Genomic DNA, 21186 nt, shown 5'->3' with positions numbered 1-21186 from the left:
AGTTGGCAAGATGGAAATATTTCATTCTTGTGGTAATGTGCCAGTGTCGGATTCGAGAATCCGACCTACATGGGTTTTTGCAAAGGTATCGGCTTTTTAGCGTTACCGAAATTGCAGGCAGGAAACATTATGTCGATACCGGCAGGTTGGATTGTTGGGGCGAATCGGGCAGTTTTTGTGTTTTGATATCAAATTCGGCCAAGCTCATGCCCAAAGTTTCCAAGCAGGGTTGCATAATATTGCCCACCACAACATTCACATGATCTTTATTCATGGCATTGGGCTTATAAACAAACAATTTAAATAAATCGGCCAATTCGATAGATTCGGCATTGGTTTTTAAAACCCAGCCTTGTTTGCCTAAATAAACATAGCCGTACCGCGCCAGTTTTTCCAATAGTTCGCCCAGTTCGTCGTAGCCCATATTGATGGTCGGGCGGATATCCTGTACTTTTAATGCCTTGCCTTCTACTTGGGCTTCATGGAGCATCAGTAAGATTTTTAATACATCGTCAAAACGCCCGCGGGCATCCAGATTGCGGCGGAACGCTTCACCCTGCCAGTATGACAGTGAAGACGTTAATACCGCGCCCGAAAGCACCAACATCCATAGCAGGTTTAACCACAATAGAAATAAAGGCACGGCCGCAAAAGCACCGTAGATTAGCGCATAGCCTTGGAATGTGCTGATATACCAAGCAAAGCCGTAGCGGGCGGCTTCAAGCAATACTGCGGTAATCGCTGCACCAATCAATGCATGCTTCGCAGGAACGAAGCGTTTGGGAATCAAACGATACAATAGCCACAATAGAATCGTGCTGAATAACAGCGACATCACCAACCGCACAATAGAAGACAAGAAAGAATATTCGGCACCGAAAAGATTATATTGCAGCATAGACGACCACAACGACGCCCCGATAGCCAATGCCAGCGGCCCCAAGGTTAACAAAGCCCAATACACTAAAAACTGCATCAGTAGAGGGCGTTGCGAATTCATTCGCCAAATGCGGTTAAAGGTTTGATCAATGGTTTGAATCAGCATTAGAGAAGTAACGCCCAGCATAATGACACCGATGGCCGTTAACTGGCTGGCTTTGTCTTTAAATTCGCCGATATATTCAAAAACCGTATCCGCACCTTGCGGCACAATGGTTCTGTTTACAAAGTGAATAAAAGAAGCGGAAAGACCGTCGAACATTGGGAATGCCGACACGACCGCCAAGGTTACCGTTAATACCGGCACCAGAGCCAACAGCGTGGTAAAAGTGAGGCTGGCAGCTACCTGCGGCACCCGTATTTCGTTAAACCGTTTCAACACAAACAACAGAAACCCGACCAACCGGGAATCACGCATGGCTTGCACCTTGGATAAATTCGGCATAATCTTCTCTACTTATTTTTAAACAACTCTGCATTGTAACGGAAATCATTATGAATCAAAAACCACTTAAAATACTTGTTGTCTATTATTCGCTACATGGCAGCACCCTTAACCTTGCCCGCCAAATTGTACGCGGTATCGAAAGCGTTGAGGGTTGCGAAGCCGTTTTGCGTACGGTGCCGAAAGTATCGGCCGTATGCGAAGCTGTTGAAAACGATATCCCAGAACAAGGCGCGCCTTACGTTAGCGCTGAAGACTTAAAAAATTGTGCCGGCTTGGCATTGGGCAGTCCCACCCGTTTCGGTAATATGGCCGCTCCGGTTAAATATTTCCTAGATGGAACCGCATCCGAATGGCTTGGCGGCGAATTAATCGGCAAACCTGCTACCGTGTTTACCAGCACATCCGGCCTACACAGCGGACAGGAATCAACCCTATTAACCATGATGCTGCCGCTGCTTCATCACGGTATGGTTATCAGTGGTGTGCCGTTTAGCGAAGCCGCTTTAATGCAAACGCAGGCAGGTGGCACGCCATACGGTGCATCGCATGTGGCTGGGCATGACGGTAAAATACCTTTAAGCCATGAAGAACAACAGATTGCATTTGCCCAAGGCAAACGGTTGGCAGAGTTGGCGCTTAAACTGGCTAAAGATTAGTAGTATTGTGCAGATACAGGGTTATCTGCTTTATTCAAGTATAAACCGATAAAATATGATGAAGAGGCCGTCTGAAAACTTTTCAGACGGCCTCTTGGTTACAAAGTGTCCCTGCATGTGTTTTTACATGTTTGATTCATTTGCTTATCCGCTTTGGTCTAGCATTGTATTCAATACTTTACTGGTGCTTGTGATTGCATAACGAATAGTAGGCCGAAACCGGCAGATGGTTTGAATTCTGAAAAGACTGGCCGGAACTAAGCGGGCTGTACACATCCGAACGGGTATGGGCAGACATATAGCTATGACCAGTTTCAATAGGGTGTATTGCAATATATCTGTTGTTTGCAATTTCGGGTAGATTAACTTTACTGTAAAAATTACCGTGGATTTGCGTCGTATTCAGGTGATACATCCGATAAGCATGAAATAGCTCGGGATTAGGCGGTGTCGGCTGTTTCCAAAACTGAGCCAAGCTATTTTGGCATGTTATGCCGGCAATATCATAACTGCAACGCCCGATTACTTTAACCGGCATATTGTGAATCAGTGCGGAAAGCCCGCTGGTGCTATTGAGGGTAACCATACCTATACCATGCCGCAACAGGGTGGGCAGGGAGGTATCATGAACATAAAAAATACGTTTTTTAAGCTTGGGGTGTTGCTTGATAAACTGTTGAATATCTTTACGGTAATCGGTAAACCCCCTATCCATCGGATGATGTTTGATAATCAGATTGGTGTCTTCGGGTGCATGAGTGGCAAAAGAGGCCAAAACATGCAATAGAAAATTCCGCACCGATGAAAAATCGCTGTGAACGCGCACTTGACTGTCATTAAACACCTGCAACGGTAAAATATAAAATTTGCCATAGCGTCCGTTTTTAACGGCGCGTGCAAATTGATAATCTTTTAATACATAAAGCAGCCGCTTAAGCCCTGAAAGTGCCCAAGAGCGGATATAAACAGGCATATCCATCATGCGGTGATGAATATAATGCGGATACAATTTGCTGCGGCGGTTGGCTGCCCAATAGTAGCGGATGGCGCATTTTGCCATCGGCACAAAGCCGCCTTTGATAACGGGCGGTTGCTGATATACGGTTTGGGGTAGGGATGATAATTGTGTTTGAAAAAAAGTAGCGCAACGGGGAAGGGGGGAAAAAGCATTCACACCGCTTTTTTCCAAGGTAATATAAAACGGGCGGAAATAACCTTCCTCGAATGCCCAGAAATCCAAGCCTTGAGCGGTTGCTATCTGTTTGGCTATCTGATGATAAGGCCGCGTATCGCCAAAGCATACAATCGTATCGATTTTATGCTCGGTAATAAAGGCAGCCAGCATATTGGGGAAAGCCTGATAAGTATCCCGATAGGCAAAAGTATTTGGTATATCTTCCGGATAGAAATACTCGTCACCATAATTAAAATTTAATTTAAAAACGGTTTTGGCATGTTCATCCGTTAGCCATTTTGAAAAATCTTTAAAAAAAGATCCGATAGGCCCCTGAAGAAGTAGTAGACGTTTACTTTGGAGTGCTAAAGCTTCCAAATTGCTTTTGGTATATATTTTTCCCATGTTTATTATTTGTTATTTTTTTAAAATATTTGTAATTATAACATTAATTAAACAATCAATTAGATTTTAGTGACGCAGAAAGCTGTTTTAATTTGCCTAATTGCTTAGATAAAAAGCTTTTTTCAATTAAATTATTGTTTTTATTTTGTTTTTTATATAGAGAAAGAATGCGGATAGCCATATCAACAGAAATAAAACGACGGGTTTCAGGGTGGATATAGCTTGGATAATAAATAAGGGTGCCGGCAATTAATTCCCATAAAGCCAGCTTGCGCGTTCTTCTCGAAACCGTTAAATCATCGTGGGTTAGCCCCCAGCCGGCATAGAAAGGCAGGCCGTAGCAGTAAACCGTTTTACCGCGCAGCAATGCTTCAAAACCTGCCAGAGATGTCATGGTGTGTACTTCGTCTACAGCTTCCAAACAGGTGAGAATATCGCAATCCGCCGCCACCTGATCCGCATATTTTGCCGCATCTTCAACTGCAACCGCACCGATACGGTTGCCGCTAACCACATCGGGATGGGGTTTATAAATAATATAAGCTTCGGGATGGCGTTCCCGAACTTTTTTCAATAAGGCCAAATTGGTATCAATTTTGGGCGAACCGAAACGAATAGAAGCATCGTCTTCCACTTGGCCGGGCACCAACAGGATTTGACGTTGGGTGTCCGGTATATCGAGCTTGCCCCCGCCTACATTATATTTACTGATTTTCGCCCGAGTAAGCATATCCGCAATATATGAGGCCGTCTGAAAATCTTGTTCGCTAAATACTTGGTTTTCTAAAATAGATTCCAAGCGGGAAGGGCGGGAAGCATCAAAATAAATACCGATATCATCGGTAACCAATGAAAGCGGCGCCACCAGATTAGAACCCAAACCGACCGAACGGATAAAGCCGTCTTCCATATAAACCGCAGGCAGACGGCGGTTTTCGGCAAATTTATTGATTTCATCATTGCCACGCCCCCATATTAAAAGCCGGGCATCTTGGGGAAGGGTTGTTTTTTCGAGCTTCTCAATGGAAGAAACAAATTTCAGACGGCATGAGGGCACATTAAAAAAAGGCTTGATAATCGCACGCTTCCACAAAGACATACCGACACAATAAAAACAACCGCGCAGCTTCTCATTCAGACGGCGGGCGGCAGTCAGATAATCCATCACATCGAATATCGTACCCGGCTCGTCCGTGTTGGGGTTGATATAGCGGCTGTATTGCAGATAAGCCGCCGCAAAAAGCTGCACAACCGAGCGGGAGCTGCGTCGATTTTGCTGAATCAGATCAGGTAACGCTTCATGGCGGTCGTCTGAAATGCCCCATCCTGCATACCAAGGCAGGCCAAAAGTAACCACATGTTTATCCAGCAATAATGCTTCAAACCCCATTTGAGAGGTCACGCAGTAAACCTTATCGGCTTTTTCCAAAAGAGAAATCGGATTGATATCTTGTGCCAATAAACGGATACGGTTATCCGATAAAGAAATATCGGTTAGATAGCCGCGTTTTTTACCACTCAAAACATCAGGATGCGTTTTTACCCAGATTTCCGCATCAGGGTTTTCAGATAAGGCCGTCTGAAACATTTCATAAAAAGTATGCTCGTTTGCACCGCCATATTTCACCGCCATATCGCCGAAAGTCTGATCAACCACCAAAACAATAGGTTTTTCAGACGGCCTGCCTCTTTTGAGGCCGTCTGAAAATTCCGGTGCATGGTTATATTTGGAAAGCTTGTTGTGAATAATAAAACTAATGGCTTTTCCGGCATCGGCAAGCATTTCGGGCGCCATCGAATCTGCGCTCAAAATCAGATGTTCCAAACGCGAGGGGCGGGTAGTGTCATAATAAATCCCCGCATCATCGACGACCAAAGAAAGCGGCAGATGGCCTTTTGCACCTAATCCGAGCGAACGGATAAAGCCGTCTTCCAAGGCAATATAAGGAAGAGAGTATTGCTTGGCATAAGCCTGTGCTTTACGGGTAGATGGGCGCAAGCCCCAACCGAAAACAGCATCTGCCTGAGCAATATTTTTCTGAAAATGATATTCGGGAAAAAAATTGCAGGCAGAAATTATTTTCCAAATGCCTTTAGAAAGAATAAGCGGCTTTGCTATCATTTTGAAAAGTTTTATTCGTAGCCATTAGGGTTAGGGATTTGTTAATAGTAGAAGAAAATAGATATAGATTTCCATTCAAAAATAGAAAGAAACAAATTTTTCTTATCTTAAAATTTATTTCTTTATTTTAGAAATCATAAAATCTAGAAACATTAAAAATTTACTTCTATTAATAAGAACATCGCCAAACCGATTATTTTTAGGATTAAAATCACTTTTCAGCGGTTTAATATAGTAAGCACCATATTGAGCATTGCGTAATTGAGCAGTCCTGAAATAGCTTACACGATTATAATCAGTATTCATTATTTCAATCAAAAGGGTTAAATCTTTAGAAAATACAGCATTTGCTATACCCATCCCATGAGGTCCAATTATAATTTCAGCATTAGAAAATAATTCTCTTTGTTGAGATTTAGAATAATTTCCCGGCTCTACTATTTCAAAGCCTCTTTCTTGTAAATCATCAAATAATATATTTTCATTGATAATTCTACGTTCTTTGGCATTTTTCCTTGATATATAAAATCTTTTAATATGTCCATTACACTTTTTCCCGTAATCTAATACGTCTGTATAATATTTTGTAGGAGTGTGTAAATGACCAAAACTACTGAAACAAGGCACTATTAATTTATCAAAAGATAGCCAAACATTATCCAAACTTATAATATTTTCTTTTGGTATGCCAAAATCATTAAATAAGTCTATTGCATCTTTAGGAAGTTCCGGGCAGATAAATTTTAAATCGTTTAAATCATAACCCAGTTTCTTGATGTTTATTAATGAGGGCAAACATTCTCGTAATAGATGATCTAAATTCTTGAATGAATAAAACCAAACGGATGTACCTTGAATATGTGTTTTACTAAATTGGTTTAAATCAGCATAAATAATATTGTCTTCACATTGAAAATAATTATTTTTAGAAAATTCTTTTTTTGCATCATTGCTTAAGAAGTTAAAAGCATAGTAATTTTGAAAAAATAATCCCCAATATCTAGGTAGATTAGGTGCTCTAGGAGAAATTACACAATTATCAATAATAGCTGTATAAATTTCAGGGCATCTGTATTCGGAAGTAAAAATATTGCTATATTCATCTAATTTAATATCATCTTCTTGTTGCTCAAATAATGGATTTATACTACTACTCATAATGATAGATGGTTCATGTAAATGAAATTTACAACCGTCAATAGGATTTTGAGCTAATTTTCTTAAATCCAAAGCATAATAACGTTTCATATTTACGATAGTTCCTTATAGGAGAATAAGTGACGTAATGGTCTTAAAATTGCAAACTTTGACTCTGAAAAAAATAAACGTGGATTCGTTTTAAGTTTTGTTAATTTTCTTTTATGAGTTTTATGATTTAAAACCAAATTAATATCAGTATTTTTAATTGTTGCTACAGCATAATTATTTTGAAGTGGAGCAGCACTTATTTGCGTTTTTTGATTTTTAGTATCATTAGTTTTAGTAAGGTCATTTGACTTTTTTAAATTAGCAGGTGAACTTATTTTTTTTACATTTGCTGATGTTACTAAAGGAATAGTATTAGGTAACGCAAAAATATTTCTCAAGTTTAATAAACCTGAGTTGTGGATAGATACAGTATGTTTTTGGAGTAAAACTGTTATAAACTTTTCAAAATCATTAAATTCAGTTAGAGTTAAAATAGGATTTATACTATTATTAAGCATATTTTCAATTAATTTGGGCAGATCATTAACATGATAGTCATGTGTAAATCCTTTGTTTCCATAAAAAGCATTTCCAAGTTGGATAGGTTTAAAACCCTCAAAGGCAGCTTCTAGCAAACCTTGCGAGTTTAATCCCATAATCCATTTTGATTGTGAGAAAAGTTTTTTTATTGAATAATGATCAACAACTTGTATAGATTCTTTTAAATCCTCAGGTAGTTCATTAATATAAGACTCAATTATTTTTTTTGTTAATGCTGTTTTAATATTATTTTTTTTCTCTTCCCATGGGTGGCTTTTGAAAACCACATTAAAGCCAGCACTTGCCAATTGATAAATTATTTTTTTATAAGTATCAATTGTTGATAAACCAAGATTTTTATATTCTAAAACAGAAAAGTCATTAATTACCTGTCCTACTATAGTCACAATTGGCTTTGTCATATCTTTAAAGCTAATATCAACAGAGTTAGTTGGTTGTTCAACATTTTTATTTTTAGATAAAATAAATTTATTTATAGCTTTGATTCTTTCTCTATCATATAAATTTTTATCTTCTAAAGCTTTTAAATGGCTCTTATAAATAGTGTTATGTTTAATATCACTATTATTTGCTATTGGTGAATAACGTTCTTCACAATAGTATTCATTACCCGTAAATAGGCTTTCCATAACCATAACTTTGGTTGCGGTATGCTTTAACAATTCAATAAGTGAGCGTTGATAAATCAAACTACCTGAAAAAATACAGCAGTGGCTGAATTTAGGTAAATCAGCTAATTTCTTTTTCCAAAAACTCACCCAATACCAAGCTGCTGCCATATTATGGAGTAGGTCTAATCTATTATTTTCAAAGAGTTTGTAAAATATTTTCTCAGTGCTATCAGGATAACTATTTTCATACCATATAGGTTGAACTGATACTAAAGATAATAATTCTGCTCTACAAATATAAAAAATATTTATTTCATTTACTTTGAAATTAAAAAGATCATTCTTTGTTAATTTAGATAAGAATTCTACTTTATCTTCTAAAATATCTATTTTATTATTGTATACACCATATAAGGCAATCCAATCTTTATGACTATCTTCGATATGCACTTTAATTTTTTGTTGTTCTATAAAGGTATGGAATGATGTAAAGTTTTTTTTATTAATATGTAAAGAGTCTGGAATTAGAATAGATAAAGACATGGGAAAGATTCCTTTAATTTATTATAGATTTGTAAACTTCTATGTTTTTATTAATGCAGCTTTCCCATGTAAAAATTTTTGGATTGGGCTTACTAGCATTTTGAATCAAAGAAACAAGTTGTTCAGGTTCATAAACACATATATTCATAATATTTTCTGCATCTTGATCGGGATCTAGGCTTAAAAATAAACCATTAATGCCTTCTTCTAATATGTCTTTAGGAATGCCTATACGGGATGAAAAAATAGGTGTGCCTGTTGCTAATGCTTCAGGAGCATTGGCAGGTCCTCCCTCGTGGCTACTGCACATTAATAAAATATCTATTTCTTCATAAAAACTTTGGAACATGCGATAAGGCAGTCGCTCATAAGCTATCGCTTCATAACCTAGATTTCTCATTTCAAGGCAGCTTAATGAGCGGTCTTGTCCCACAAAAACAAATCTGAAATATTCGGGATCAAGTCTTTTTGCAAGCTCAAGTAAATAGGCATCTCCTTTTACTCTTCTACCATATCGACGAGATGCAATACCTAGAGTAATTTTTTTAGACTCGCCCGCAGGGGTATTCAGCCATTGGCTTTTATTTTTAAGTTTTAAATAACTTGAATGATATCCGTGGGGGATGACCAATAATTTGCTTTCGGCTAAATTTTGTTCCACCAATATATTCTTTTGAGTTTGATTCAAACAAACAATAGCGGCGGCTTCCATGTATCTAGGAATAAATCTGAATTTTGCATGCCAAGGATCTGGATCATTGAGATCATGATGAACCGTACAGACTGAATTAGGTTTTAATTTGCTTTCAAGATGAGGCCGGTGGTAATGATAAATATCAGCATTTTCTATCGGAGAAATACTGACTATATGTTCGAAGTTCGTTGGGCTGTATTTTGAAAAATATTCAATAATGGAATTGAAAATACCACTCTGTGCATCATTAGACATAACATGGTTAATAATAATTTTACTCATATTATAATTACCTGATTTTTAGTTTTTACCACTATAACACATTTTGTTAGGTTATGTAAATTTATTTTATAATTTATTATGATGATAGGGTATTTTAATAATTAATATTATTTTATGTATGTTATTTGGAGTAGTAATGATAAAATTTGTGAAATATAATATTTGTTTTAATTTTGTATATAGTAAATTTGTAGATATTAATTTAATGTTGCTAACTAACTGATATTTAATTTGTTGGTGTAATGAGAGTTCAATTTGAAATGGATCTTAAATTTTTTAAAATTTTATTTTGGGTGATAGGGTTATCGTCTTGTGGTAATTTACCAACATCAGGCCCTAGCCAAAAACAGATTAACGGCCTGCAATCACAAAACACTCAAGAGCAACAAGTGCCTGATGTGGCTGTTGTTGATGTTGATGAGCGTGTGGTTTCTTCACTTTATGTTGCCGACTATAAGCAATCATTTGCCGATTTTGGCGTATCCGGATCGGGATTTGCCGATAGGGTTGGCGAGGGTGATATTTTGGAAATCACTTTGTGGGAAGCGCCGCCGGCGGTTTTGTTTGGCGGTTCGCTAACTTCATTGGGTTCGGGAGCGGCGCAGACGGTGAGCTTGCCGCCGCAGGCTGTAAATTCTCAAGGCATGATTTCCATGCCTTTTTTAGGTAATGTTTCGGTGAGTGGTAAAACACCGGCTGAAATCCGCCAGTATATTATCGGCCGTCTGAAAAAGATGGCGAATCAGCCGCAGGCTATGGTGCGGGTGGTACAAAATAATTCCAGTAATGTAACGGTGATTGGCAGTGGTAAAAGCCTCCGTATGCCGCTAACTGGGCATCATGAGCGGGTATTGGATGCCGTAGCCGCTGTCGGTGGCGCTGATGGCAATATTCAGGATATATCGGTGCAGTTGGCACGAGGCGATATGGTTCGGACGGTAGCACTGGAAAAGATTACGGCGGATTCGTCGCAAAATGTGGTATTGCGTTCCGGCGATGTACTAACTTTGTTGAGCAATCCGTTTAGTTTTACGGCTTTAGGCGCATTAGGGCGAAATAGGCAGGTGGGTTTTTCGGCCAAAGGAATGAATTTAGGTGAAGCACTTGGTACAGTGGGCGGCTTACAAGACAGGCGTTCTAATGCAGGGGGGGTGTTTGTGTTCCGCTATCAGCCTGTTTCGGCACTGCCTGATAATGAGCAGGGAAGGTGGTTGAACAAGGGATACAGTTTGGCAATGGATGTACCGACGGTATACCGTATGGATCTTTCTGATGCCAATTCTTTATTTTGGCTACAACGGTTTCCGGTAAAAAACAAAGATATTGTTTATGTGGCGAATGCGCCATTGGCTGAGGTACAAAAATTCCTACAATTTGTGTTTTCTCCGGTTGTGAGCGGAGTAAACAGTATTAATAATTTGGGTGAATAATCGGGAAAGTGTGATGTCTGAACAAAATTTAGATAGGGAAAAAACGCAGTCTGAACAGGCAGTGAAAGAACAAGAAGCCGCAAAAGCCAAACAGGCTGCGGAACAGGCGGCAAAAGAACAAGAAGCGGTCAAAGCCAAACAGGCTGCGGAACAGGCGGCAAAAGAGCAAGAAGCGGCCAAGGCCAAACAGGCTGCGGAACAGGCGGCAAAAGAGCAAGAAGCGGCCAAGGCCAAACAGGCTGCGGAACAGGCGGCAAAAGAACAAGAAGCGGTCAAAGCCAAACAGGCTGCGGAACAGGCGGCAAAAGAGCAAGAAGCGGCCAAGGCCAAACAGGCTGCAGAAAAAGCGGCGAAAGAACAAGAAGCCGCCAAAGCGAAACAGGCTGAGGAGCAGGCGGCCAAGGAGCAAGAAGCGGTCAAAGCCAAACAGGCTGCGGAACAGGCGGCAAAAGAGCAAGAAGCGGCCAAGGCCAAACAGGCTGCGGAACAGGCGGCAAAAGAACAAGAAGCCGCAAAAGCCAAACAGGCTGAAGAACAGGCAGCGAAAGAACAGGAAGCGGTTAAGACCAAACAGGCTTCGGAGCAGGTGGCGAAAGAACAGGAAAAAAAACGTAAGCCTTTTATACGGCGCTTTAGTAAGCTTTTTTGGATAACGGTGATTATTCCGACCGTGTGTTCTACAGTCTATTTTTCCGTATGGGCAGCTGATCGTTATGTATCCGAATCCAGTTTTGTGGTGCGTTCGCAAAGCAATCAGACTTCGGTAACGGGGTTGGGGGCTTTATTACAAAGTGCGGGCTTGAGCCGTGCACAAGACGATACCTATACCGTGCGTGAATATATGGGTTCGCGTACTGCTTTGTCTGAATTGGATAAAACTATTCCCGTCCGTTCTTATTATGAAACCAAAGGTGATATTTTCAGCCGTTTTAACGGGTTTGGCTGGTACGATAGTGAGGAAGCGTTTTACCAATATTATAAAGATAAGGTGAAAATTTCTTTTGAACCTATATCGGGTATTTCCGTGTTAGGGGTGGAATCTTTTAATGCCGGTGAATCGCAGGCAATTAATAGTGCGCTGTTGCGGGCTGGCGAAGATTTGATTAATAAACTGAATGAGCGGGCAAGAAAAGACAGTCTGACTCAGGCGGAGCAGAATGTTTTGGTTGCCGAAGAGAGGGTGAAGCAGGCGGCGGAAGATATGGCGGTATACCGTACCCAAAACGGTATTTTCGATTTAAAAGCTCAATCGGAAGCCAAAATGGGCTTGGTATCCAAATTGCAAGACGAGCTGATTGTGATTCAAACCCAATTAGATCAGGTGCGGGCAATTGCACCGGAAAACCCGCAAATATCAGGCTTGCAGGCGCGAGAGAGAAGTTTAAAGCGTGAAATCAAGCAACAGATGCAGATGATTTCAGGCAGTTCGGATAAGTCTATTACCGCCCAAGCTGCATCTTATCAGCGTTTATTCCTTGAAAATGAATTAGCAGAAAAACAACTAGCTGCGGCTATTGTGTCTTTGGAAAGTGCTAAAGTCGAAGCAGATCGTAAGCAGCTGTATTTAGAAGTGATCTCATATCCGAGTAAGCCTGATTCGGCACTAAAGCCACAAAGATTTTATAACATTATTGCCACTTTGGTTATCGGCTTAATGTTGTATGGCATTATCACTTTACTGACTGCGAGTGTGAGAGAGCATAAAAACTGATGAAAACCTTATATGAAACCTCATTAAAAGAGTCTTTGGCCATTCAGAAAAGGGTGATCGGTGCACTGCTGATGCGAGAGATTATTACCCGCTACGGGCGCAATAATCTGGGTTTTCTGTGGCTGTTTGTCGAACCTTTGATGCTGACTTTGCTAATTGTTTTTTTATGGAAGTTTTTGCGTGCCGATAGTGTTTCTTCTTTGAATATTGTTGCCTTTGTGTTAACGGGGTATCCAATGGCAATGATGTGGCGAAATACGTCGAATCGTACTATTGGAGCGATTTCCGCTAATATTAGTTTGTTGTATCACCGTAATGTGCGTGTGTTGGATACGATTATTAGCCGTACATTATTAGAAGTGGCTGGGGCAACAATTGCCCAGGTCGTAATTATGGCGGGGTTGATTGCCATTCGTTGGATTAATGTGCCGAATGATATTTTTTATATGCTCTTGGCTTGGTTGCTAATGGCATTGTTTGCATTTGGTTTAGGTTTGATTATTTGTTCAATTGCGTTTAAATTCGATTCATTCGGCAAAATCTGGGGTACGTTGAGTTTTATTTTAATGCCACTTTCCGGGGCTTTCTTTTTTGTATCTTCCTTACCTGTACAGGCACAAAAATATCTATTATGGGTTCCGATGATTCACGGTACGGAAATGTTCCGGCACGGCTATTTCGGCAGTTCGGCAGGCACTATGGAAAATCCGTGGTATTTGTTGCTGTGTGATTTGGTTTTATTGTTTGTCGGGTTGACTATGGTGGCCGGATTCAGTAAAGGGGTGGAAGCACAATGATTTCGGTAGAGCATGTTTCCAAGCGGTATAAAACACGCTTTGGCTGGCGTACCGTATTGCAAGACATTCATTTTCAGCTGCAAAAAGGGGAAAAAGTCGGCATTTTGGGTAGAAATGGGGCGGGTAAGTCAACATTAATCCGCCTGATTAGCGGAGTGGAGCCGCCAAGCGAAGGTGAAATCAAACGCACAATGAGTATTTCTTGGCCGCTGGCGTTTAGCGGTGCTTTCCAAGGCAGCCTCACTGGTATGGATAATTTGCGTTTTATCTGCCGTATTTATAATGTGGATGCCGATTATGTGAAGGCGTTTACCGAAGAGTTTTCAGAGCTGGGGCAGTATTTATACGAACCGGTAAAAAATTATTCTTCGGGTATGAAGGCGCGGCTGGCGTTTGCTTTGTCTTTGGCGGTCGAGTTTGATTGTTATTTGATTGATGAGGTGATTGCGGTGGGGGATTCGCGGTTTTCGGAAAAATGCCGTTATGAGCTATTTGAAAAACGCCAAGACCGCTCGATTATTTTGGTATCGCATAGCCCGAGCGCGATGAAGCAATATTGCGATAATGCTATGGTGTTGGAAGCGGGTAGTCTTTATCAGTTTGAAAACATGGAAGAAGCCTATCGGTATTATAATAATCAGGCTTAAATATAACAGCCTGTAGTGTCGGACAGATAAAACGTTTCAGACGGCCTGGAAAAGAAATATTTTTCATCAACCCATGGATAATATTGCCGATAGCTTATAAAAAAGCAGCATCAATATGCTGCCGTATCCGTTTCATCTTAGTGATGTTTTTTAACTTCGCCTTCCAATTTGTAGGTAGTGCCGCAGTAGGGGCATTCGATCATGCCGTTAGATTCAATCGGCAGAAACACGCGCGGATGGCCGTTCCAAGATTCATTGGTGGGGCCGGAGCAGTATAAGGGCAGGTCGTCGGGCGTAATCACTACGGTAGGTTGGGGTTTGTTCATATTTTGTCCTTTATTTTATTATCACTTGAAGTAAAGCGGATACACATTAGCCAAATGTTTAGGTAATAGCTTATATGGTACGTCATGCCCGCATAATTTTAAAGTATGGCGGGAAATTTTCATCACTGTTTTGAGTATTTTGTTGCTGATTGATAACCGTCCTTGTAGATTGGTTATCCGGTTAGATACGGTATCGGGCCGCTTGCCGTATCTGGCTTCACAGGCGGTTTGAAAACACTTAGAATACTTTTTTCATAAATCACTTTTATTATAAATATTATGCCTGTTTGCACCTGCCCACATTGTAAGACCCGGCTTTGGGTTAACAATACACAATTTAATGTTGCCCAAGGCTTCGTGGTATGTAGCAAATGCGACGGCCTTTTTCAGGCCAGAGGCCACATTACGGCTATGCCGGACGAACCGGAACCTACCGACTTACCCAATGCTTTGACCGACACTAAGTTGATACATGCGCTCGGCCCTAAGGTACGCGCTAAAAAAGTGTTGTCGAAAAATGAAATTGCCGAGTTATTGGATAATATGCATTCCGGTGACGAAGCCAAGTTGGCTGAATTTTCACTATCCGAACAAGAGCATGAAGTAGATGCAGCCTTCGCCAACGTATCTGCCGAATCTTCACCTGAATCAGTTGTTCCTCCGGCACCGGTTGCCGCGCCGCCTGCCAAAGAGAGCGTTAATTGGACACTGGCAACGCTGATTGCGCTAACGGTATTGATTATGCAACTTTTTTACATAATCTTATTAAATTAATATGGCTAATGTTGTCGATTTTATCCGTGATTTTCGGGAAGCCGCGCCTTATATTCAATATTTGCGCGGTAAAACGTTGGTTGTCGGCGTGGCCGATAGCCTGCTTTCCGGTGAAACACTCCGAACTCTGGCTGCCGATCTGAATCTGATTGCCGGCTTGGGGATACGTTTGGTGGTCGTTCATGGTTCGCGTACGCAAATTAATGCTTTAGATACCGTTGCCGGCCGTTTGCCGGAATATCATAATGGCCGCCGTATTACCGACGATGATGCTTTAATTCATGTGAAGCAGGCCTGCGGCATGATTCGCAGCGATATCGAAGCAGCCTTGCTGACCGGGATTGTCCATACGCCTTTCCGTAGCCGCCCGTTGAGTATCGCCGGCGGCAATTTTGTTTCCGCCCGTCCGCTCGGTGTGATAGATGGAATTGACATGTGCCACACCGGTATTGTGCGCAAAGTCGATGCCGAAAGTATTTGTAGCCGTCTGAATGACGGAGCATTGGTGTTGATCAGCCCGATTGGCCATTCACTCAGCGGCAAAACATTCAATTTAAGTATGGGCGATATTGCCGAAGCCGCCGCCATTGCGCTACAAGCAGAAAAGCTGATTTATCTGATTGAAGAAGAAGGCATTATGGATGCGGATGGTGGAGTGTTGAGTAATCTTTCGGCACAAGAAGCCCGCACCCTGCTCGATAATCAAACGGTTTCCCCCGATCAACGAAGATTGCTGAAATCGGCGGTGAATGCGGTGGAAAGCGGTATTGAGCGCACTCAGATTCTCAGCGGCCGTAAAAACGGTGGCCTGATTGCGGAATTGTTCACCCGTCATGGGGTGGGTACTTCTATTGCGCTGGATGCGTTTATGAATATCCGTGAAGCGCAAATCGGTGATATTCCGGAAATTACCAATCTGATACGCCCGCTTGAAGAACAGGGTGTGCTATTGCGCCGCAGTCGGGAATATTTGGAAAACCATATCAGTGAATTTTCGGTATTGGAACACGATAATCAGATTTACGGTTGTGTCGCCCTGAAAACCTTTCCCAATAGCGATGCGGGGGAATTGGCCTGTTTGGTGGTATTGCCCGAAGCACGGGATAGCGGCTACGGCGAGCGCCTGCTCGAACACTTGATTCATCAGGCGCGCCAACGCCATATCCGCCGCCTGTTTGCTTTATCCACGCATACGGGGGAATGGTTTATCGAACGTGGTTTTCAGACGGCCTCCCCTGAGGAATTGCCTGAAAGCAGGCTGAATGAATATTGGGAAAGCAAACGCCGTTCCAAAGTATTTGTTTATCCGATTGCCTCTGAATAACGGCTGAAATAGCCAATCTATCTAAAAAAATAAACCGTATCGGTATGGATTGCCGCTGCGGTTTGTTTTTGCTTGAGAAAGAAGTTTTTTGTTTTCAGACGGCCTGATAACCGTGTTTAAACATCTTCTGCAAACTCGGCACAAATTTCTAAGACTTCGTCACCGAATTGCTGGATTTTAGCTTCGCCCATACCGTAAATATGGTGTAAGTCGGCATGGTTGTGCGGCATATTTTCTACAATCGCCCTGAGTGTGCGGTCGCCGAAAATCACATAAGCGGGCACGTTATTATCGTCGGCACGTTGTTTGCGCCAGCGCCGCAAGGCCTGCCAGATGCGCTCTTCGCGTTCGGTGCGCAGCCATTCTTCTTTGGGTTTTTGGGTGGCGGCTTTGTCGCGTTTGAGTGGCCGCAGCCAAACTTGGGCATCACCTTTGAGCACTTTTTTAGCCGCTTCGGTGAGTTGTAGCGATTGGTGCAGCAGCGGATTAACGGTCAGATAGCCGAGGCTGATACATTGGCGGACAATCCCGCGCCATTCTTTGTCGGTAAAATTATCGCCGATACCGAAAGTGGATAAACGGTGGTGACCGTTGCGGATAATCCAATCGTCGTTTTTGCCTTTGAGTACATTAATCACATAGCCGGTGGCAAATTGTTGGCCGACGCGGTAAACGCAGCTTAAAAGTTTTTGTACCGGAATGGTGCCGTCAAAACGGGTAGGGGGGTGCAGGCAGTTGTCGCAATGGCCGCAGGGTTCGCTGTCTTCACCGAAATGTTTGAGCAGCAACACGCGGCGGCATTCGGCGGTTTCGCAAACGGCCAGCATGGCATCGAGTTTTTGCAGCTCAACCTGTTTTTGCGCTTCGTCGCTATTGCCGGTTTGAATGCGCTCGCGTAGTAATACCCAATCGTTCAGGCCGTAACATAGCCAACTGGCGGCGGGTAGGCCGTCGCGTCCGGCCCGGCCGGATTCCTGATAAAAATGTTCGACGCTTTGCGGCATATCAAGGTGGGCGACAAAACGCACATCGGGCTTGTCGATACCCATGCCGAACGCCACGGTGGCGACAACAATTACGCCGTCTTCACGGGTGAAACGTTGCTGATTGGCTTCACGAATGTCCATACTTAGGCCGGCATGATAGGGAATGGCATCCAAACCGTGTTCGCATAAAAAGCGGGCGGTATCTTCTACTTTTTTACGGCTTAGGCAATAAACGATGCCGCTTTGTCCGGCCATCTGTTTCATAATGAAATCAAGTAGCTGCTTTTTACCGTTGTTTTTTTCAATCACTTGGTAATAGATATTGGGGCGGTCGAAACCGGCCACAAATTCGGCAGCATCTTCCAAGCGTAAATGGTGCTTGATATCGGCGCGGGTGGCGGCATCGGCGGTAGCGGTGAGCGCGATGCGGGGCACATTCGGATAGCGGTCGGCAAGAATGCCGAGCTGTTGGTATTCCGGGCGGAAATCGTGCCCCCACTGGCTCACGCAATGGGCTTCGTCGATGGCAAACAGGCTTAAAGTATGTTGGTCGAGAAAACGCAGGAAGCGTTCGGTAACCAAACGTTCCGGCGCGACATAAAGCAGTTTCAGACGGCCTGTTTGAATATCGTCGGCAATTTGTCTGGCTTCGTCCGGCGTGGTACTGCTATGTACGCATGCGGCGGGCACGCCGGCGGCATGGAGCGCGGCAACCTGATCGTTCATTAAGGCAATCAGTGGCGATACGACGATGGCCACACCTTCGCGCATTAGGGCGGGAATCTGATAGCAGAGTGATTTGCCGCCGCCGGTCGGCATCAATACCAATAGGCTGTTACCGCCTGCCAGTGTTTCCACAATTTCGGCTTGGCTGCCGCGAAACTCGGGATAGCCGAAAACATCATGCAGAATCTGGTGGGCGGATGGGGGCATCGGATGGCGTCCGTATCGGGGAAAATGGGAAAGGTGTATTTTAGCGTTTTTTCGGTATGTCTGCCGATGTGTGGATGATAAAAGTAGGATGGGGCGGATAATATATAAGATGAGCCGTCTGAAACTTTTCAGACGGCCTAGCTTCTTAACAAACGGCGTGATAAATCAGTTAATGGTATAGCCGCGTAAATATTGGCTGCGTTCGCGGGTCATGCGGGTATCACACTGGAGGCGTAAATATTCTGCCTGTAAGCCGCTGTCGGCTTGGGCGGCGGCTTGGCGGCAATTATTGTCTTTGCTTTGAATCCAGTTGCGTTGCTCGGTGAGCAGTTCCTTTTGAACATTTTGATCAATGCTACGCCATACCCGGTTGATTTCGTTGTTGGCCGCCTGATTATTGCTTTGTGCCTGTTCCAATTCGTTGGCGGAAAACGTAATTTCATTGCGTTGAGGTTCGGGGCTTAATATTTCGGGGGCGGAAACGGCATTGGCGGTTTCATCGCCGAATATACTGCTGGCGGCATTGTTTTCTAAAATATCTTCGGGATCGGCGGGCGGCGGATCATCATAAGCTTCTTTATCCATATTGAGCGCGTCTTCCCGTTTCACGGCCTTGCCGTCGATAAGAAGGATGCTTTTCACGCCATAAGGCAGTAAGGCGGAGCTAATGTTTTGCGCCATCACGGTTACGGTATTGTCTTCATAATCCACAGCAGCGGTATCTGTGGAAATTTCGGGCGTATAGCTGATTTTTTGCGTGAATGCACCTTGATTGTAGTTCAGATTGCTGCCTCGAATGCGCTCCTGTACCAATTGGCCGATGGTTTTGTCGCTGCCGTAAATCAACGGACTGTTGGTTTCGGCCGCGGCAAGAATATTATTTGGAATTTTGATGGTTAAATCGGCACTGCAAATCGGGCTGCCGTTTTGGGTGTCTTGGGCGGCGTTATCCAGTGAGATTTCCAATTGGGTGGCGGCGGCAATTATTTTGTCGGCATCGATAAACTGGCGGCTGTCGTTGCGGGCAAAGGATTCGGCTTCCTGTTTGATGATTTCCTGAATATTGGTGCGGATATTTTGGGCAACGGCCGGATTGGTACAAGCCAGTTCGGGTGTGGTTTGTTGGGGTGTGTCTTCACTACAGGCCGCCAGTGAGAGTGAGGCGGCTACAATAGATAAAGTGAGTAGTTTTTTATACATCGTCGTCCTTATGGGGAGGAATGGTTTTCAGACGGCATCATAACAAAAGCACCGGCAACAGTTAATATATTGCCGGTGCTTTTTATTTTGCTTGCATTTTATTGGATGAAATTTACAAAAACGGAGAGGATGGTCGCATTAACGATGTCAACGAAAAACGCGCCGACCATCGGTACAATTAAGAAGGCTTTATGCGAAGGGCCGAAGCGTTCGGTGACCGATTGCATATTGGCAATAGCCGTAGGTGTCGCACCCATACCAAAGCCGCAATGACCGCCGGCGAGTACGGCAGCGTCGTAATCGCGACCCATCAATACATAAGTCACAAAGGTTGCATAAAGCACCATCACTACAACTTGTGCGATAAGAATAATGGTAACAGGGCCTGCCAAACCGGCAAGATCCCACAATTTCAGGCTCAATAGTGCTATCGCCAAAAATATCGACAGCGAAGCATTGCCGAATACATCGATAGCACGATCGAACATATTGAATTTGAATACGAATGTTAGAATATTGCGCAGAATTACGCCGCCACCCAATGCCCATACGAATTTAGGCAGATTGAATAAATATTCTTCGTCGATACCGTCCATGATTTCGGCAAAGGCCAAACATGCGGCAAACATGGCGATGGTTTCAACGGCTGAGTGAGCGGTAATCAGGCGGGTTTGTTCGGGATGCTCGAATACGTCGCCTGCACTTTTTTCCGGACTGTCATCACTATAACCGGCCGCTTGTGCTTTTATTGCTTCTGCGTCTAAAGGCTTGAGCCCCATTCTGTTAATCAAACGACGGGCAACGGGGCCGCCAATCAAACCGCCGGCAACCAAGCCGAAGGTGGCGCTGGCGATGCCTAAACCGGTGGCGCCGGTCAAACCGTATTCCTGTTCGAAAATCGGCCCCCATGCACCGGCCGTGCCATGACCGCCGGTAAGGGTGACCGAACCGGTTATCAGGCCGATTAAGGGGTTTTCACCCAAGGCAGTCGCAATACCTACGCCGACAGCATCTTGGATAAAGATAAAGAAGCTGACAATGGCGGTAAATAAAACCAACGGCACCCCACCGGCTTTTAACCGTGAAAAGTCGGCACTCAAGCCAATAGAGATAAAGAAAATCAACATAAAGGTATCTTGCAACGGCTTTTCAAATGTAAAGACCACCCCGTAAGCCGCATGCAGGGCATACAGTATAACGGCGGCAACCAATCCGCCGGCTACCGGCTCGGGGATGTTGAAGTTCTGCAAGAACTTGATTTTATTCACCAGCAGCTTGCCTACCAATAAGACTATTGCTGCGGCAATCAGGGTGTAATAACTGTTAAAGACCCATTCCATAATTTCTTCTTTCTAAGGATAAAGCAGTAAAAATAAAAAACAGCGGCTAAATGCCGTTAGGTGGTTGGATATTAGAGAAATGGTTAAAGTTTGTC

Annotated in this window: 16 protein-coding genes and 1 pseudogene; 7 read left to right on the top strand and 10 right to left on the bottom strand. The window is 43.2% G+C overall.

Annotated elements, in window-relative coordinates; all coding sequences use genetic code 11:
- Positions 1-127 precede the first annotated feature (127 nt).
- Entirely contained in the window at positions 128-1357 is a 1230-nt protein-coding gene (locus NXS09_RS09560) for a YihY family inner membrane protein (RefSeq protein WP_434803020.1), read from the bottom strand.
- Between the two features lie 77 nt (positions 1358-1434).
- On the opposite strand from NXS09_RS09560, the gene wrbA reads away from it, so the two are divergent.
- Complete coding sequence (gene wrbA, locus NXS09_RS09555; protein ID WP_259292293.1) at positions 1435-2043, top strand: NAD(P)H:quinone oxidoreductase; 609 nt, start codon at positions 1435-1437, stop codon at positions 2041-2043.
- Between the two features lie 178 nt (positions 2044-2221).
- Here the strand turns inward: wrbA and NXS09_RS09550 are convergent, their stop codons facing one another.
- The 5 genes from NXS09_RS09550 to NXS09_RS09530 form a co-directional block, all read right to left on the bottom strand.
- A complete protein-coding gene (locus NXS09_RS09550) occupies positions 2222-3622 on the bottom strand; it encodes a capsule polysaccharide biogenesis protein (protein WP_259292292.1) in 1401 nt (466 codons plus the stop codon).
- 55 nt (positions 3623-3677) lie between these two features.
- Positions 3678-5744, bottom strand: a complete 2067-nt coding sequence (locus NXS09_RS09545) for a capsule polysaccharide biogenesis protein (protein ID WP_259292291.1) — start codon at positions 5742-5744, stop codon at positions 3678-3680.
- A 114-nt stretch (positions 5745-5858) separates the two neighbouring features.
- The gene (locus NXS09_RS09540) at positions 5859-6992 is read right to left on the bottom strand and encodes a glycosyltransferase family 61 protein (RefSeq protein WP_259292290.1); all 1134 of its coding nucleotides are present in this window, start codon (positions 6990-6992) and stop codon (positions 5859-5861) included.
- A 2-nt stretch (positions 6993-6994) separates the two neighbouring features.
- A complete protein-coding gene (locus NXS09_RS09535; protein WP_259292289.1) occupies positions 6995-8647 on the bottom strand; it encodes a capsular biosynthesis protein in 1653 nt (550 codons plus the stop codon).
- 13 nt (positions 8648-8660) lie between these two features.
- A complete protein-coding gene (locus NXS09_RS09530; protein ID WP_259292288.1) occupies positions 8661-9623 on the bottom strand; it encodes a glycosyltransferase family 4 protein in 963 nt (320 codons plus the stop codon).
- Between the two features lie 260 nt (positions 9624-9883).
- On the opposite strand from NXS09_RS09530, the gene NXS09_RS09525 reads away from it, so the two are divergent.
- The 4 genes from NXS09_RS09525 (at position 9884) to NXS09_RS09510 (ending at position 14208) form a co-directional block, all read left to right on the top strand.
- Complete coding sequence (locus NXS09_RS09525; protein ID WP_259292287.1) at positions 9884-11053, top strand: polysaccharide biosynthesis/export family protein; 1170 nt, start codon at positions 9884-9886, stop codon at positions 11051-11053.
- Between the two features lie 586 nt (positions 11054-11639).
- Positions 11640-12764: a capsule biosynthesis protein gene (locus tag NXS09_RS09520; protein WP_259292303.1), complete on the top strand. Its 1125-nt coding sequence runs from the start codon at positions 11640-11642 to the stop codon at positions 12762-12764.
- Positions 12764-13561, top strand: a complete 798-nt coding sequence (locus NXS09_RS09515; RefSeq protein ID WP_259292286.1) for an ABC transporter permease — start codon at positions 12764-12766, stop codon at positions 13559-13561. Before NXS09_RS09520 ends, NXS09_RS09515 begins: the two co-directional genes overlap by 1 nt.
- Complete coding sequence (locus NXS09_RS09510) at positions 13558-14208, top strand: ABC transporter ATP-binding protein (RefSeq protein ID WP_259292285.1); 651 nt, start codon at positions 13558-13560, stop codon at positions 14206-14208. Before NXS09_RS09515 ends, NXS09_RS09510 begins: the two co-directional genes overlap by 4 nt.
- Positions 14209-14345: 137 nt before the next feature.
- Here the strand turns inward: NXS09_RS09510 and NXS09_RS09505 are convergent, their stop codons facing one another.
- The gene (locus NXS09_RS09505) at positions 14346-14534 is read right to left on the bottom strand and encodes a zinc-finger domain-containing protein (RefSeq protein ID WP_259292284.1); all 189 of its coding nucleotides are present in this window, start codon (positions 14532-14534) and stop codon (positions 14346-14348) included.
- Positions 14535-14813: 279 nt separating this feature from the next.
- On the opposite strand from NXS09_RS09505, the gene NXS09_RS09500 reads away from it, so the two are divergent.
- On the top strand, positions 14814-15308 hold the full coding sequence (locus NXS09_RS09500; RefSeq protein ID WP_259292283.1) for an MJ0042-type zinc finger domain-containing protein: 495 nt from the start codon (positions 14814-14816) through the stop codon (positions 15306-15308).
- 1 nt (position 15309) lies between these two features.
- The gene (gene argA / locus NXS09_RS09495) at positions 15310-16632 is read left to right on the top strand and encodes an amino-acid N-acetyltransferase (RefSeq protein ID WP_259292282.1); all 1323 of its coding nucleotides are present in this window, start codon (positions 15310-15312) and stop codon (positions 16630-16632) included.
- A gap of 128 nt (positions 16633-16760) precedes the next feature.
- Here the strand turns inward: argA and recQ are convergent.
- The 3 genes and pseudogenes from recQ to gltS all read right to left on the bottom strand — a co-directional run.
- A pseudogene (recQ, locus tag NXS09_RS09490) lies at positions 16761-18551 on the bottom strand (DNA helicase RecQ); the annotation flags it as partial.
- A gap of 165 nt (positions 18552-18716) precedes the next feature.
- Positions 18717-19751: a lysozyme inhibitor LprI family protein gene (locus tag NXS09_RS09485; RefSeq protein WP_259292281.1), complete on the bottom strand. Its 1035-nt coding sequence runs from the start codon at positions 19749-19751 to the stop codon at positions 18717-18719.
- Between the two features lie 98 nt (positions 19752-19849).
- Complete coding sequence (gene gltS, locus NXS09_RS09480) at positions 19850-21091, bottom strand: sodium/glutamate symporter (protein WP_259292280.1); 1242 nt, start codon at positions 21089-21091, stop codon at positions 19850-19852.
- Positions 21092-21186 lie beyond the last annotated feature (95 nt).

Source organism: Neisseria montereyensis, assembly GCF_024834045.1.
Lineage (GTDB): Bacteria > Pseudomonadota > Gammaproteobacteria > Burkholderiales > Neisseriaceae > Neisseria > Neisseria montereyensis.
Note: the sequence above shows the minus strand (reverse complement) of the source record. Positions and strands in the feature narration are given on the sequence as shown.

Bases quoted from the DNA above. Each gene is read 5' to 3' on its own strand.
- argA (WP_259292282.1), top strand. From the start codon at position 15,310: ATGGCTAATGTTGTCGATTTTATCCGTGATTTTCGGGAAGCCGCGCCT.
- NXS09_RS09545 (WP_259292291.1), bottom strand. From the start codon at position 5,744: ATGATAGCAAAGCCGCTTATTCTTTCTAAAGGCATTTGGAAAATAATT.
- NXS09_RS09500 (WP_259292283.1), top strand. From the start codon at position 14,814: ATGCCTGTTTGCACCTGCCCACATTGTAAGACCCGGCTTTGGGTTAAC.
- NXS09_RS09505 (WP_259292284.1), bottom strand. From the start codon at position 14,534: ATGAACAAACCCCAACCTACCGTAGTGATTACGCCCGACGACCTGCCC.
- NXS09_RS09485 (WP_259292281.1), bottom strand. From the start codon at position 19,751: ATGTATAAAAAACTACTCACTTTATCTATTGTAGCCGCCTCACTCTCA.
- wrbA (WP_259292293.1), top strand. From the start codon at position 1,435: ATGAATCAAAAACCACTTAAAATACTTGTTGTCTATTATTCGCTACAT.
- NXS09_RS09540 (WP_259292290.1), bottom strand. From the start codon at position 6,992: ATGAAACGTTATTATGCTTTGGATTTAAGAAAATTAGCTCAAAATCCT.
- NXS09_RS09515 (WP_259292286.1), top strand. From the start codon at position 12,764: ATGAAAACCTTATATGAAACCTCATTAAAAGAGTCTTTGGCCATTCAG.
- NXS09_RS09560 (WP_434803020.1), bottom strand. From the start codon at position 1,357: ATGCGTGATTCCCGGTTGGTCGGGTTTCTGTTGTTTGTGTTGAAACGG.
- NXS09_RS09530 (WP_259292288.1), bottom strand. From the start codon at position 9,623: ATGAGTAAAATTATTATTAACCATGTTATGTCTAATGATGCACAGAGT.
- NXS09_RS09525 (WP_259292287.1), top strand. From the start codon at position 9,884: ATGGATCTTAAATTTTTTAAAATTTTATTTTGGGTGATAGGGTTATCG.
- NXS09_RS09550 (WP_259292292.1), bottom strand. From the start codon at position 3,622: ATGGGAAAAATATATACCAAAAGCAATTTGGAAGCTTTAGCACTCCAA.
- NXS09_RS09535 (WP_259292289.1), bottom strand. From the start codon at position 8,647: ATGTCTTTATCTATTCTAATTCCAGACTCTTTACATATTAATAAAAAA.
- NXS09_RS09510 (WP_259292285.1), top strand. From the start codon at position 13,558: ATGATTTCGGTAGAGCATGTTTCCAAGCGGTATAAAACACGCTTTGGC.
- gltS (WP_259292280.1), bottom strand. From the start codon at position 21,091: ATGGAATGGGTCTTTAACAGTTATTACACCCTGATTGCCGCAGCAATA.